The following is a 14,319-nucleotide window of genomic DNA, read 5'->3' on the forward strand; positions in this document are numbered from 1 at the left end:
ATATGAGCAGCTCCGAAGGGCACCCGCTGACCGACGCCGTCGTCCACCACCTCCTGCGGTGCGCCGACACCACCGAACGGCTCGGCGCCGGCTCCCGGGCGGCGGCGCTGCGCGCGCAGGCGGCCGGCGCCGGCTCGGCCCCGTCCGCGGTCGTCGTGGTCGGGGAGAAGAAGCGCGGCAAGAGCTCACTGATCAACGCGCTGCTGGAGCGCCCCGACCTGCTGCCGGTGGACGCCGATGTCGCCACCGCGGTGTACCTGTCGGTACGGCACGAGCCCGTCGACTGCGCGCGGGTGCTCAGCGACGACCGCCCCGGCGGCAAGGAGGTGCCGCTGGACGAGATCGCGGAGTACGCCGCCGTCGACCCGCAGACCCGCGACAGCCGGCATCCGGAGGTGACCGGCGTCGCCGTGGGGGTGCCGGCCGCCCTGCTGGAGGACGGGCTCACGCTGATCGACACGCCCGGGGTGGGCGGCCTGGTCTCGGGCCACGCCGCGATCACCATGGCCACGCTGGCGCGGGCGGACGCGCTGCTCTTCGTCGTCGACGGCTCCAGCGAGCTGACCAAGTCGGAGCTGGCTTTTCTGGAGAAGGCCGCCGAGCAGGTCGCGACGGTGGTGTTCGTCCTGACCCAGACCGACACCTACCCGCACTGGAGGGCCGTCCTCAACCGCAACCGCGGCCTGCTGGCCGAGCACGCCGGCGCCTTCGCCCGCGCCCCCTGGTACCCCGTCAGCAGCCGCTACCGGCTGGACGCGATCCGGGCCCGCGCGCAGGGCGACGGGGAGTGGGCCGACGAGCTGTACGAGCGCAGCGGCTTCCGGCCGCTGGAGGAGGAGCTGCGGCTGCGGATCGTCCGGCGCGCCGAACGCGACCGGCTCGCCGGGCTGCTGGCCGCGGCCGGGGCGTCGCTGGCCGAGCGGGACGCGGTGCTCGCGCGGCGAGAGAAGGAGCTCGCGGCCGGCCCCGGCGACGAGGAGGAGCTGCTCCGGCAGCAGCGGGAGCTGGAGCGGCTGGCCGCGCCGCAGGCCCGCTGGCGGCAGCGGCTGGCCACCCGGGTGGAGTCCGCGGACCACCGGCTGCGGGCCGAGGTCGGGCAGTCCCTGCGGGACGTCCGGCGGCTGGTGGAGGTCCGGGTGCACGAGGGCGGCCCTGACGTCCAGCAGGCCGTCGCCCGCACCGTACGGGACGGGCTGGACGCGCTGCGGCTGGAGCTGGAGAACGAGGCGTACCGGGAATGCGGCGTGCTGACGGAGCGGCTGGCCGAGGAGTGCTCCGTGCAGGGCCTTGAGGTGCTCACCCCGGCGCTGGGGGACGCCGGGCCGCAGCGGGAACCGCTGGAGGGCCGGGTGATGGGCGCGGAGCTCGACCTCCGCCAGGTGGGTGAGCGGGCACGCAAGATGGTGGACACCCTCACGCTGTCGGCCGAGCGGCTGCCGCTCCCGGCCGCCCCGACCAGCTGGCTGGACCGGCTGACCGGGCGGCCGGCCGCGCCGCAGACCCCGAGCCAGCTGGTGTGGCGGGCGATGAGCGAGGCGACGGCCGCGTACCGTACGGCGAACCGGGTGACCAAGGTGGCGGTTCCGCTGGGGCTCGCGGCCGGGGTGGTCGCGATGGGGGCGGCCGTGTGGAAGCTGCGCACCCAGCAGCGGAGCCAGCTGACCCGGCAGCAGGCGCTGAACGAGGCGGCCCGGCTGCTGGACGCGTGCGCCGAGGAGCTGCCCCCGACGGTGACCGCGATGCTGCGTGCCGTCGAGGCGGACCTGCTCCGCCAGGCCGAGGGCGAGATCGCCGAACGCGCCCACGAGACCGGCACGGCCCTGGCGGCCCTCCACGCCAACCGCGCCCGCCGCGCGGCGGAACTCGCCCCCCTCCGCGAGGAAGCCCGCGCCGACCGCGAGGAGCTGGGCGGCCTCCTGGCCGAGGGCAAGGACCTGCTGCGGCAACTGGACCACTGACCCCCGCCCGCCCGTCGAACCGCACCGGCGCCCCCGGCCGGTCCTGCGCAGGACCCACCGGGCGCGGCGGAAGGCCCGACGCAAGCCGCGGGGCCCGGCACCGACAGCCCCGCAGCGCACCGCCCGAGCACGCCACCGGCGCGGCCCGCGACGGAACCGCCGCCCCGACGCGGGGCGCCGAGCACCGGCGGCCCCGCAGCGCACCGCCCGCCCGCCGGCGGCCCGCGGGCGGTCAGGGCAAAGCGTCGAAGAGGAGGGCCTCGCAGATTTCGCGGGCCGTGCGGGCGTGGCGCCGGGCCTGCGGGGAGGCGGCGGTGGATTCGAGGGTGCGCCAGTGGGTGGCGTGCGTGGCGGCGGTCGCGGCGACGGTGGTGGGCGGGGTGCCGGGGGTGAGGGACAGGCAGGCCAGGGTGGTGGTCCCGGTGGCCAGGGCCACCAGGGCGGCGGTGTCCGGCTCGGCCAGGACCAGCCGCCCGCCGGCCAGATCGGCGAGGGCGGCGGCCAGGTCCTGCTGCCGCATCAGCGGATGGCGCCGCACGGCCGCGATGCCGGCCCGCATCGCGTCCAGTGCCGCCCGGGCCGGCGGCGGCAGGGCAGGCCCGGGGTCGGCGACGGCCTCCAGCGCCCCGAGTGCCGTCGCGGCGCGCAGCCGGTCCGCGGCGTCGACGAAGCGCCGCTGCACATGGTCGAGCAGCGGGTCGATGCCGCTCGCCCGGCGCAGTTCGCGCAGGAGCGCGCTGGTGCCCCGCACGCCGCCGGACACCGCCGCCACCGCCGCGGCGATCCCGTACCGCCCCAGCAGGCCGAAGATCCGCTGCCGCTGCTCCGCGGTGAGCGGGCCGTCCGCCCAGCGCAGGAAGTCGTCGGGGGAATACAGCGCCCGCTCCAGCGCCGCGGGCTCCACCGCCGCGAGCCGCCAGACGAGCGCGGCGTCCTGCTCGCCGAACTCGTCGCCGAGCGCGGTCTGGGCCAGCAGCCCGGCGACCGGGACCACCTCGGTGACGATGCCGGTGAGCCGGCGGCCGTACGTGGCGGCCACCCGCCGGGCCGCCGGCCAGGGGTCGCCCACGCCGCTGCCCAGCTCGTCCACCCGGCTGAGCACGCCGACCACGTTGAGCGCGGTCATCCGGGCGTCGGCCTTCGCCCGGAGCGCCTGCAGCGCCTCCAGGTCGCCGGCCCCGGGGTGCGGCATGACGTACAGCAGCGCGTCGGCCTGGCCGAGGGCCCGCATCGCCACCTCGTCCAGGCCGCTCAACGTGTCCATGCCCGGGGTGTCGACGAGGGTGTAGAGGTCGGCGCCCAGGTTGTCGGTGACCTCCACCACGATCTCCGCGATCTCCTCGCGCGGTGAGCCGAGCAGCACCGGATCGCGCGGGACACCCCCGCCGGGCACACCCGGTACGCGGTACGTGCGCCCGTCGACGCGCCGCACCTCGATGCCGTTCTGCACGCCGCGGCGGAACCAGGCGACGAGCATGGTGCACTCGGTCGCCGCGGTGGCCGCGAGCCGGCGGCCCAGCAGGGCGTTGACCAGCGTGGACTTGCCGGCGTTCATCCGCCCGCCGACCGCGACCCGCAACGTCCGCTCACCGAGCCGCTGCCGCACCGCGGCGACCGCGTCGGCCGCCGGGCCGGCCGGCAGCAGCGGGGCGGCCGTGTCGCACAGCGCCATGACCCGCGCGCACAGCTCCCCCAGCGCGGGGCCGCCCGCGGTGGCGGTCCCGGCGGGGCCCGGTGCCGCGGCGCTCACCGCGGTCCGGCCTGTGCCGGCTCCAGCCGGGCGCCCAGGTCCCGGCTCCTGGCGAGCAGGTCCTCCAGCGCCTCCACCCGGCGCCGGGTCCGCTCGCGCTCCCGGCCCAGCTGCTCGGCGGCGGTCGCCAGGTTCTTCTGGTGGAGGGCCAGTTCGTCCTCCAGCGCGGCCCGCTGGGCGGCCAGCCGCTCGGTGAGCCGCGCGGCGAGGTTCTCGGTGATCTCCTCGACGGTGCGGCTGATCTCCGGCGGGATCTCGGTGGTGAGCTCGGCGATCAGCCGGGCGGTGAACCGGGCCGCGTCGCCGCGCGCCCTGATCAGCTCCTGGCGGCGCCGGCGGCGGTTGGTCAGCAGCGCCACCATGCCGAAGCCCGCGACGAGCGGGGCCGCGACGCTGCTGGTGAACAGCATGGTGACGCCCGCGGCCAGGCCGCCCGCGCCCCACGAGGGCACCACCCGCTCGACGAAGCCGAGCACCCCGCCGTTGAGGTCCTCGCTGCGCAGCGCGGTGGGCAGCGCCTCCAGCCGCCGGGGCCTGGCGAGGGCGAGCTCGGCGACGGCCGCGTCCTGCGCGGTCACCCCGCAGGCCCGTTCCATCTCGGCGGCCAGCTCGGCGGTGCCCTGCCGGGCGGCGGTGTCCAGGTCGAGCCAGATCGCCTCGACGCCGGCCTCCAGGTCGCGGGACAGCTCGGCGGCCAGGACCGCGGGCGGCGCGGACGCCATCTTCTCGTCGGCCAGCTGCCGCAGGTCGTTGACGTTGCGCTGGAAGCCCAGCCGCAGCCGCCGCTCCAGCGCCCGGCTGGACCGGGTGAGGGTACGGCGCCAGGCCGCGTCCTCGCCCTGGAGCGCCCGCAGCGCGTCCCGGCGCTGCTGCACCTCCTCCTGCAGCGCCGGGTCCTGCCGCAGCGACCGCAGCCGGCGCTCCTGGGCGGCGGCCAGCGGCGCGACCACCGACGTGACGGCGCGCAGGCAGTTGGCCAGCCGCAGCTCGGCCGCCCGCGCGGCGACCCGGTCGGACAGCGCCGCCAGCAGCGGCGGGAACCCGCTGGCCGCCAGGCGCTGCCCGGCGACCGGGTCACCGCTCGCGGCGGCGAGGTCGGCGTCCTCCTTGGCCCTGCTGCTGACGGCGAACCAGGCGGCGCCGGCGTAGCGGGGCGCGTGCTCGGCGAGCAGCTGCCGGTTGCGCTCCAGCACCTGCTCCCAGCTGCCGTACTTGTCGGTCTGGGTGAGGACGAAGACCACCTCGGCGATCCGCTCCGTGGCCTGCTCCAGGAAACGCAGCTCGGACGCGGTGAACTCGCTCTGCCCGTTGACGACGAAGACGAGCGCGTCCGCGCGGGTGAGCGTCGCCATGGTGATCCGGGCGTGCCCGGACACCAGCCCGCCGACGCCGGGCGTGTCCACCAGGACGAGCCCCGAGGACAGCAGCGCCGAGGGGACCCCGACCTCCACATGGCGCACGTCGCGGCGGTACGGCTCCTGGGTCACCGGGTCGAGGGCCGCGTACTCGCCGATCGCGCCGACCGGGACCGGCTGCCCGGCGGTGTCGCCCTCCAGGAAGGCGACGGCGTACGGCTCCTCGGCGTGCCGGACCACCAGGTGCACCCCGGTGGCGACATCGACCTCGACCGGCAGCAGGCCGGGGCTCGCGACCAGGGCGTTGATCAGCGAGCTCTTGCCGCGCTTCTTCTCCCCGACCACGACCAGCACGGCCGCCCCGCCGCGCACCCGGGCCGCCTCGGCGCGGACGGCCTCGGCGAGTTCGGGCGGCACGGGGGTTTCCTCGACAGCGCGGGCGGCGCCGGCGGCCCCGGCGTCCCGGCCGCCGTCCGGCCCGGCATCGCCGCCGGCGCGGGCGGCACGCTCCAGCAGCCCGGCGGCGTCCGCGGCCAGCCGCAGCACCGCGGGCTGCAACGGATGCTCGGGCGCCCGGGGCGCGGGCGTGGCGTCGGCGGTCATACGCCACCTCCTGCGTAGGGGTCCGGGCCGGCAGCGGGCCCGGCGTCGTCGTGCGGTACGCCCTGGTCGCCGGGCGCGGTGTCCGCTCCGGGGGCGGGCGCGGGCCCGGCGTCGGAGGCGGGCTCGGGCACGGGTTCACGGGCCGGGTCGGCGCCCGACTCCCCCGCGGGGGCGGCATCCGGCTCGGAGGCGGGCGCCGCGTCCGGCTGCCGAGCCGCGGCGGCGCCCGACTCGGGGTCGGAGGCGGCCTCCGGCTCGGCAGCAGGGGCAGCGTCCGGCTCGCGGGCCGCGGCAGCAGACGGCTCGGGAGCCGCGGTCGCCCGCGGCGGGCGGGGCGAAGGCTCCGGCTCGTCGTCGAACCCGCCGAAGTAGTCGCTGTAGTCGGACTGGTCGGCGGCGACGTCGTGCGTCCAGCCGACCACCGGCGCCGGCCCAGGACCCGCCCCCGCCGGGTCCGGCTCCGCGTACGCCCCCTCGAACTCCCGCCCCCCGTACGGGTCAGGGTCTCCGGTACGCCCGCCGTACGGATCGGGCCTCCCGGCCCGACCGCGGTACGGGTCGGGGTCCCCCGTTCGCCCGGGCCGGCCAGGACTCCCGGCGCCTCCCCGGTACGGATCGGGGTCCCCCGTACGCCCGGGCCGGCCAGGACTCCCGGCGCCTCCCCGGTACGGATCGGGGTCCCCCGTACGCCCCCCGTACGTCTCGGGCCCCCCGGCCCGCCCCGGCTGGAAGCCGCCCGCATCGCCGCCCCGGCGCCGGGTGCGGTCACGCTCGCGGTCGCGGTCGGAGTCCTCCTCGTACGCGCTCGCCCGGCGCATCCCGCCGGGGGCCGAGGGCTGTTGGCGGGATGCGCCGCGTGCGGGGCGCGGGGCGTCCGGGGACGAGAAGGTCCGGCGGACGTCGCCGAGGAACCCGCGGACCGCGGGGCCGAGCCCGAACAGGTTGTGCAATCCGTCGTCCTCGCCCTCCTCCGGGTCCGGCGCGGTGGGCCGGTCGTACGGGACGGCACGGGCGGGCGGCCTCGGCGGCAGGGGCGGCGGGGCCACGGGCGGCGAAACGGGCACGCGTTCGCGCCGGTAGTGCGTGATGTCCGCGCTGCACAGATGGGTCAGCGCGGCGAAGTCCGCGTCACGGGTCTCGCGCCAGCCGGTGACCAGCACCGCACGCTCCCACGGCCGCTCCCGCGCCGCCGCCCACACCTGCCCGGCCTCGGAACCGGGCAGAAGGTGCACGGAGTACGGCTCCGCGGGCAGCCACACGCTCCCCGCGGGAGACGCGGGCGCGTCGCCCGGCTCCGCAGGCTCCCGCACGCTCCCGAGAGCGCCCTCGGCGAGCCCGTCCGCCACCGTGCCGTCCGCGGCAGGAGCGGCCCGGCCGGATGCCGCCGCCCATGGCGCCGGACCGGAGACGCTGATCCGCGGGTCGGCCGCGCGCTGGGTCCGCGCGTTCCAGGTGAGGGCCGTCCACTCCCGGTAGACCGGCCCGGCCCAGCCCGCGAACTCCCGGTGCAGCGCCTCCAGGGACGGTACGGCGGCGGACCGGTCCGGGGTGTGCCAGCCGACGAAGCCGTACAGCGGGCGCCCGTGCTCGTCCTTGTCCATGGTGTCGTCCAGCAGGGACAGCATGCACGCGCCGCCCACCAGCAGCCCGTGCGCTCCCCGGCCCAGGACGAACCGGGGCTCTTCCGTGCGCAGCCGGCGCCCGCCGGCCACGGTGGCCCGGACCATGCTCCCCACCGGGCTGCTCTCGCCGAGGCCGTCCGGGCGGGCCCGCCACCAGTGGTCGACCTGGTACGTACGGCCGTACACGACGGCCGACCAGCCGCCGGGTGCCGTTGTGTCGGTGTCCACAGCGGTCAGCCCTCCAGCAGCTTGCCGGAGCGGTACTTGGCCATACCGCGCAGCTGCTCGGCGAGCAGGTCGACGCGCCGGCGGCTCTCCGACACCTCGTCCCGGGTCCGGGCGAGCTGGTTCTGCCAGTCGTGCAGCCGCTGGCCGCCGGCCTGGATCGTGCCGCGCTTGAAGAAGCCGCCGAAGGCGCCGGCGCTGAGCCTGGCCAGCTCCTGGCTCTGCTCGTCCATCTGCCCGCTGATCTGCCGGATCTGGTCCTCGTGCCGGACGATGCCCTCGGTGAGGTAGTGCAGCAGCGCGAAGATGATCGGCTGGTGCAGGTTCTTGGGGTTGACCGCCCCGGGATCGACGGTGGTCAGGTCCGCGCCGGGGAACTTCCCCAGCTGGACCGGGCAGAGCATCGCCGAGACCCCTTCGGACGCCACGACCGGCACCAGATTGGCGAGGTTCTTGCCCGCCACCGCCAGCGCCTCACGGACCGTCATACCGGTCCCCTGGCTGATCAGGTCGGCCTTGGTGACCAGGATGACGAGCGAGGGAGCGGGTTCCCCGGCCTCCAGCCGCTCGCCGACGACACCGCTGATCGCCCGGGAGAGCCCGGCGATCTTCATCGGGTCGGTGGCCCGGTTGCGGTTCCCGTACGCACCGTCGGCGATCCACTGGGCGACGTGCTGGCCGTCCAGGGCCAGGAAGACGGCGTCCGACACGGCGATCCGGGCCCGCAGCAGCGCGATGTCCTCGGGCGAGTCCTCGCGGTTGCCGCGCTGGGTGCCCGCACCTCCGCGGAAGTCCATGCAGTCGATCTCCAGCAGCGGGAGCACCCCGTGCAGGAAGCGGAAGTCCCAGCTGGTGGGAACCTCGACGGTGGGTATCGGCAGGGTGCCCTCGGTGCACAGCTCCCCCCATGCCTCGGCCAGATCGAGGTCGACGTCGGGGTCGGCGGCGTACATGAAGTAGCCGTTCACCCCGGACGAGAGCGTGGCGTACATACCGTGCAGATAGGTGGTCTTGCCGGAGCCCGTGGCTCCCAGCATGGTCAGGGTGATGCGGGGGACGCTCATCGGTAACGGGTTCCTCTCCGCCGCCCGCGGTGCCGGCGGCGATGCGATCCGGACTGGTCACGAGGTGGTCCGCGGCGGTGCGGACCGACCGCAGTCAGAAGTCAGAAGGAGGTCACGCCCTCCAGCAGCGCGCCGAGCCGTTCGGCGGGCGCCACCAGCGGCTCCAGGCGGGCGTATTCGGCGTGCGCGGCCCGCTGGTGGGTCGCGCTCACCGCGGCCCAGGACTGCTCGCCCTTCCACCAGCTGCTGATGCGGTCGCCCAGGGTGTCGCGGGCCGCCGCCTCGCGGGCCGCGGCGAGCCGGCCGTCCACCGCGGCCTGGAGTTCCAGGCCGCGCCCGAGGATGCCGAAGTGCAGGCTCCACAGCACCGGCAGCGCGACGTTCACCGGCTCCGGCCCGCAGGCCAGCGGGACCAGCGCGCCGTGCAGGTGCTGGGTGGCGGCGATGCCGTCGACGAGCTGCTGGAAGGGCGCGACCAACTGCTCCACGACGTGGTCGGACTCCATGTCGACCAGGTCGCACTTGGTGATGGCGACCACGACGGGCGTCAGGGCGTCGCCCCGGGCCTCCAGCGCGTGCTGGACGTGCACCGTCATCCGGCGGACCTCACCGGGCGCCGCGCGGTTGCCGAGCAGCCGCTGGGCGTCGGCGAACAGGATGATGCCCTGGGCCTGCTTGAGGTCCTCGTGCAGCTGCCTGGCCTGCACACTGCCGGCGACCCGCTCCGCCAGCGCCCCGCCGCGGTAGTCGCGCCACCGGAAGGGGAAGACGTCCTGGCCGCGGTGCTGGAGCACGAAGTCGAACACGGCCCGCTGGTCACTGGCCGGCGGGTAGCGGCCCGACAGCACCGCCTCGGCGGCCCCCATCAGGTTGCTGTGGGCGAAGGGGTCCTCCGCGCGCAGGCTCAGTTCCTCGATGCCCTCGCGCATGACCGCGTACATGAGGCTGACGTAGGTGGTCTTGCCCGCCGCGGTGTGGCCGAGCATCACGATGTCCATACGAGTCCCCCGGTGTGGTGAGGAGGCGGGTGCCGAACACATCGGCACTCTCGTTGGACGGCGGCGCGGGCCGGACTGTGCCGGCCGAACCGCGGCTCTTGCGGGAAATCCCCGCAACCGGCCCGGCGGTCAGAACTCGAAGCCGGGATCGTGGGGCACGAAGTGCTTGGTCCCGCCCGCCGCAGGGCCCGGCTGCGTCCCGCCCGCCGCAGGCTCCTGCCGCCCCAGCGCCCCCAGCACCACCACCGCCTTCGGGTCGGGCGCCAGCAGAGGCAGCCGCCCGGTCCTGGCCGCGATGAGGTCGGAGACCAGGGGCGTACGCCCCGCCCCGCCCGCGAGCAGCACGGCCGCGAGGCCGCCCGGCTCCCGGCCGTCCCGGCGCAGCAGCTCGCCCAGCACCTCGTAGCCGCGCTCGACGACCGGTTCCGCGGCGGCCTCGAACTCCCGGCGCCGGACCAGGAAGGGCTCGGCGTAGCCCGGCACCGGCACATCGGTGCTCGCGCCGGCCGACAGCGCCTCCCGCGCCGCGGCCAGCGTCCGGCGCAGGGCGGCACGCGGGGCCGCGGCGTCCGGCGACGTGCCCTCCCACAGCTCCTGCCACGGCCCCGGGTCGCGGTCCGCCGCCCGCTCGGCCAGCAGCCCGCGCAGGCACTCGTCCAGGTCGGCGCCGCCCAGGTCCTCCTGCGCGCCGGCCCGCTCGACGGTGAACTCCCGCCCGTCCCAGGCCAGTACGGCCGCCGTGAAGGTGCCGCCGAGGTCGTGCACCGCGACCCGGGCGCCGGCCGGCAGCTCTCCCCCCGTCGCGGCGTCCCGCAGGCCGTGGACCTCGCGGTAGCAGTGGGCGGCGGCCAGGGGCTCGGCCAGGAAGCCGGGCTCGGCGACACCGGCCGCCACGGCCGCGTCACGCAGCCGGTCCACCTGCCGCGGCGTCCAGTGCGCGGGATGGGTCAGTACGGTACGGGCCGGCGCCGTACCGCCGTGCGCCTCCTGGGCCCGGGCCAGCACCCGGGAGAGCACCGCCGCGGCCAGGTCGACGGTGGGCACCGGCCGGCCGCCGAGCAGCACCCGCTCCTGCTCCACCAGGGCGCGCCGCACGCCCCGTTCGGCCCGCTCCGGCCACCGGTCGGCGGCGGCGGACGCGGCCTGCCCGGTGAGCAGTCGGCCGTCGGTGCCCAGGCACACCGGCGACCCCAGGTAGCTTTCTTCCCCGTCGCCCACGGGCAGGACCGCCGGCGCCGCGCCCGGCCCGCCGCCCGCCGTGGCCGCGGCGGTACGGCAGGTGCCGAGGTCGATCGCGAGCGACCACCCTCCCCTTCGCGTGGCCATCGTGTGCACACCCTCCCCGTCCGCACCGACCCGCCGCGAGCGCCCACCGGGCGGGCCCACGGCCGCACATGGCACGGATCATAGGGCCTTGCCGCCGGGCCCCGGCCGGTCCCGGACCGGCCGGGCGGACGGCGGGCCGGGTTCGGCCGGCGGCGCGGGAGGCGTTAGCGTCTTGCGTATGAATGACTCCCGTGCCTCCGGCGCCCTCGGCGTCGGACTTGCGACCGTCGCCGGCGACGGCACCGTGCTCGACACCTGGTACCCGGCCCCGCAGCTCAGCGCCGAGCCCGGGCCCGCGGGGACCACGCGGCTGACGGCGGAGGAGGCCGCGCAGGCCCTGGGAAGCCCCGCCCCCGCCGCCCTCGGCCCCGACCCGCGCCGCGGCGTCGAGGTCGTCGCCGTCCGTACGGTCATCGCGTCCACCGACGACAAGCCGCTCGACGCGCATGACGCGTACCTGCGGCTGCACCTGCTCAGCCACCGCCTGGTCAAGCCCAACGAGCAGAACCTGGAAGGGCTGTTCGGCGTGCTGGCCAATGTCGCCTGGACCTCGATCGGCCCGGTGCCGGTGGGGAACCTGGAGGCCGCCCGGCTGGCCGCCCGCGCGGCCGGGCTGCACCTGTCGGTGTACGGCGTCGACAAATTCCCCCGCATGACCGATTACGTCGTCCCGTCCGGTGTGCGGATCGCCGACGCCGACCGGGTGCGGCTCGGTGCGCACCTGGCGTCCGGCACGACGGTGATGCACGAGGGCTTCTGCAACTTCAACGCCGGCACGCTCGGCACGTCCATGGTCGAGGGCCGCATCTCGCAGGGCGTCGTCATCGGCGACGGCTCCGACATCGGCGGCGGCGCGTCCATCATGGGCACGCTGTCGGGCGGCGGTACGCAGATCGTCTCGGTCGGCGAACGCTGCCTGCTCGGCGCGGAGTCGGGCCTGGGCATCGCGCTCGGCGACGACTGCGTCGTGGAGGCCGGCCTGTACGTCACCGCCGGCACCCGGGTCTCGCTGCCGGACGGCGAGATCGTCAAGGCCCTGGCGCTGTCCGGCGCGGACAACCTGCTCTTCCGCCGCAACTCCACGACCGGCACGGTCGAGGCGCTGCCGCGCAAGGGCTCGTGGGGCGGCCTGAACTCGGTGCTGCACAGCCACAACTGAGCCCCCGGCGGGGCCCCGGCAGGCCCCGCCGCCTCAGCGGCGCCGCACCCCGCCCGCGCGCAGCGAGGACAGCACGAGCCGCCCGTAGCGGGTGGTGAGCGCCGCGCCCGTGGCGGCGAAGGCGGCGGCCAGGGCGCCCACCAGATGCCAGGGGTCGGAGTCGCCGAGGACCTGGAGGACGGACAGGGCGGTGCCGAGCGGCAGCCCCAGAACGGTCAGCACGCCGAGCGCGCCCGCGATCTGCTGGCTCTCCTGCGTCTGCACCAGCCGCGCGTGGTCGGCTGCCTCGGCGAGGACCTGCGCGAAGCGCTCGGGCAGCCGGTGCGTGGCCTGGTAGGCGACGAGCAGGTCGTTGGCCGGGCCGTGGGCGGCCAGGTGCTGGCGCCAGTAGGTGCTGCGGAAGCGGGCGATGCGCTGCTCCAGGTCCGCGACCCGGCGGGCCAGGCCCGGCCCCTCGAACACCGCGGACAGGTCGTCGGTCAGCTCGTCGATGTGCAGGCGCTGCGCGATGCCCAGCAGCAGCGCGTCCAGGTAGACCGTACGGGAGCTCTGCTCGGCCCAGTCGTAGAAGTCGCCGGGTCCGGTGTCGGGGCGGTGGCCGAGGAAGGCGGCGCCCTGGCGCAGCACCAGCGCGCTCCAGTCGGTGGATATCCGCCACACCTGCGCCCGCAGCTGCGGCAGGGCCTCCGGCGCCAGGGGCAGGTCCTGCGGTGAGGAGCGGGAGGCCAGCGAGCGCAGGAACACGTCCGCGCCGGGGGCGAGTTCGCCGCTCGCCGGGTCGCGCAGCGCGAGCGCCCCGAGGTCCGCGCCGGGCGCGACGAAGACCACGGTGTACGGCCCGGTCGGCGCGAAGGGCCCGGCGGGCGCCGCGGTGTCGGCGACCCCGCGCAGCAGCTCCCCCGGCGCGAGCGCCCCGCCCAGCGGGTCTCCGCGGCCCACCTGGCGGCGGTGGCTGATCGCCCGCAGCAGCGGCAGCAGCGGCGTGCCGGGCGCCACGGCGAGGTGCAGCACGGCGAGCGCCCCGTACGGCGCCCGGGCGGTGGGGACGCGCAGCAGCTCCATGCCCTCCAGCCGCAGCGGCCCCTCCGCGGCGGAGCCCCAGGTGTGCCAGCGGCCCTCGTACAGCGCCCGTCCCGCGGCGGGCGTGAACAGCCCCCGCCGGCGGGCCGCGTCGGCGGTACGGCCGGCGTTGGGGTAGGGCAGCGGGCCCGCCGCCCAGGGCGGGTCGGCCGCCAGCGCGACCGGCAGGACGGCGCTGAACCGCTGCCGCGTGCCCACCGCGGCGCTGTGCGCCCGCGCCACCGCTTCCCGTCCCCCGTCGTCGGCCACGGGCCCAGGGTATGCCGCCCCGGGGACGACGCGCAGGGGCGCGGGGCCCGCCCCCGGAAGGGAGCAGCCCCGCGCCCCTGCGCGTCGGGCACGTACAGCGGTCAGACGTTGAAGCCCAGCGCGCGCAGCTGCTCGCGCCCGTCGTCGGTGATCTTCTCCGGGCCCCACGGCGGCATCCAGACCCAGTTGATCTTCAGGTCGGACACGATGCCCTCGGTCGCGGTCTGCGCCTGCTCCTCGATCACGTCGGTGAGCGGGCAGGCCGCCGAGGTGAGGGTCATGTCGAGGGTGGCGACGTTGGAGTCGTCGATGTGGATCCCGTAGATCAGGCCCAGGTTGACGACGTCGATGCCCAGCTCGGGGTCGACGACGTCGTAGAGGGCCTCGCGGATCTCTTCCTCGGAGGCCGGCTTCAGCGCGGCCCCGGTGCCGTCGGTCATGCGGTCTCCTCGGGGGTGGTGCCGGACGGGTCCGGCGCGGTGGACAGCGCCTTGGCGGTCGCGTCCTTCCAGGCCATCCAGCTCAGCAGCGCGCACTTCACGCGTGCCGGGTACTTCGAGACGCCGGCGAACGCGACCGCGTCCTCCAGCACCTCCTCCATGGCCTCGTCGGGCTCGATCCGGCCGCGGGACTGCATGAGCTCCAGGAAGGTCTCCTGGATCTTCTGCGCGTCCGCGACGTCCTTGCCGACCAGCAGCTCGTTGAGCACGGAGGCGCTGGCCTGGCTGATGGAGCAGCCCTGGCCCTCGTAGGAGATGTCGCCGACGACGTCGCCGTCCATCCGAACCCGCAGGGTGATCTCGTCGCCGCAGGTGGGGTTGACGTGGTGGACCTCGGCCTGGCCGTCGCGCAGCCCGCGCCCGTGCGGGTGCTTGTAGTGGTCCAGGATCACGTCCTGGTACATCGAGTCGAGCTTCACAGCAGCACCAC

At 76.4% G+C, this 14,319-nt stretch carries 11 protein-coding genes; 2 read left to right on the forward strand and 9 right to left on the reverse strand.

Features of this window, described 5'->3' with window-relative positions; all coding sequences use genetic code 11:
* The first annotated feature begins 2 nt into the window (after positions 1-2).
* Positions 3-1,958, forward strand: coding sequence for a dynamin family protein (locus tag HCN08_RS19955; protein ID WP_167984516.1), 1,956 nt, complete (start codon positions 3-5; stop codon positions 1,956-1,958).
* Between the two features lie 232 nt (positions 1,959-2,190).
* Here the strand turns inward: HCN08_RS19955 and HCN08_RS19960 are convergent, their stop codons facing one another.
* The 6 genes from HCN08_RS19960 to HCN08_RS19985 form a co-directional block, all read right to left on the reverse strand.
* Positions 2,191-3,708 (reverse strand): GTPase, encoded by a 1,518-nt coding sequence (locus tag HCN08_RS19960; protein WP_167984517.1) that lies wholly within the window; start codon positions 3,706-3,708, stop codon positions 2,191-2,193.
* On the reverse strand, positions 3,705-5,666 hold the full coding sequence (locus HCN08_RS36250; protein WP_167984518.1) for a dynamin family protein: 1,962 nt from the start codon (positions 5,664-5,666) through the stop codon (positions 3,705-3,707). The genes HCN08_RS19960 and HCN08_RS36250 overlap by 4 nt, the downstream gene beginning before the upstream one ends.
* Positions 5,663-7,516, reverse strand: a complete 1,854-nt coding sequence (locus HCN08_RS19970; protein WP_167984519.1) for a hypothetical protein — start codon at positions 7,514-7,516, stop codon at positions 5,663-5,665. Before HCN08_RS19970 ends, HCN08_RS36250 begins: the two co-directional genes overlap by 4 nt.
* A 5-nt stretch (positions 7,517-7,521) precedes the next feature.
* Positions 7,522-8,577 carry a hypothetical protein gene (locus HCN08_RS19975; RefSeq protein WP_167984520.1) on the reverse strand — a complete coding sequence of 352 codons (1,056 nt, stop codon included), beginning with the start codon at positions 8,575-8,577 and terminating at the stop codon, positions 7,522-7,524.
* Positions 8,578-8,678: 101 nt separating this feature from the next.
* Positions 8,679-9,575, reverse strand: coding sequence for a TRAFAC clade GTPase domain-containing protein (locus tag HCN08_RS19980; RefSeq protein ID WP_167984521.1), 897 nt, complete (start codon positions 9,573-9,575; stop codon positions 8,679-8,681).
* A 129-nt stretch (positions 9,576-9,704) separates the two neighbouring features.
* The gene (locus HCN08_RS19985) at positions 9,705-10,901 is read right to left on the reverse strand and encodes an Hsp70 family protein (protein ID WP_167984522.1); all 1,197 of its coding nucleotides are present in this window, start codon (positions 10,899-10,901) and stop codon (positions 9,705-9,707) included.
* 178 nt (positions 10,902-11,079) lie between these two features.
* Between HCN08_RS19985 and dapD the strand changes: the two genes are divergently transcribed.
* On the forward strand, positions 11,080-12,060 hold the full coding sequence (dapD, locus tag HCN08_RS19990; protein ID WP_167984523.1) for a 2,3,4,5-tetrahydropyridine-2,6-dicarboxylate N-succinyltransferase: 981 nt from the start codon (positions 11,080-11,082) through the stop codon (positions 12,058-12,060).
* Positions 12,061-12,093: 33 nt separating this feature from the next.
* Here the strand turns inward: dapD and HCN08_RS19995 are convergent, their stop codons facing one another.
* The 3 genes from HCN08_RS19995 to sufU form a co-directional block, all read right to left on the reverse strand.
* Positions 12,094-13,389 (reverse strand): hypothetical protein, encoded by a 1,296-nt coding sequence (locus HCN08_RS19995; protein ID WP_322974573.1) that lies wholly within the window; start codon positions 13,387-13,389, stop codon positions 12,094-12,096.
* 101 nt (positions 13,390-13,490) lie between these two features.
* Entirely contained in the window at positions 13,491-13,829 is a 339-nt protein-coding gene (locus HCN08_RS20000) for a metal-sulfur cluster assembly factor (protein WP_167984524.1), read from the reverse strand.
* Positions 13,826-14,308: a Fe-S cluster assembly sulfur transfer protein SufU gene (sufU, locus tag HCN08_RS20005; RefSeq protein ID WP_167984525.1), complete on the reverse strand. Its 483-nt coding sequence runs from the start codon at positions 14,306-14,308 to the stop codon at positions 13,826-13,828. The genes HCN08_RS20000 and sufU overlap by 4 nt, the downstream gene beginning before the upstream one ends.
* Between the last annotated feature and the right edge of the window lie 11 nt (positions 14,309-14,319).

Origin of the sequence: Actinacidiphila epipremni, from assembly GCF_012034175.1 — a bacterium.
In the GTDB taxonomy this organism is placed as follows: domain Bacteria; phylum Actinomycetota; class Actinomycetes; order Streptomycetales; family Streptomycetaceae; genus Actinacidiphila; species Actinacidiphila epipremni.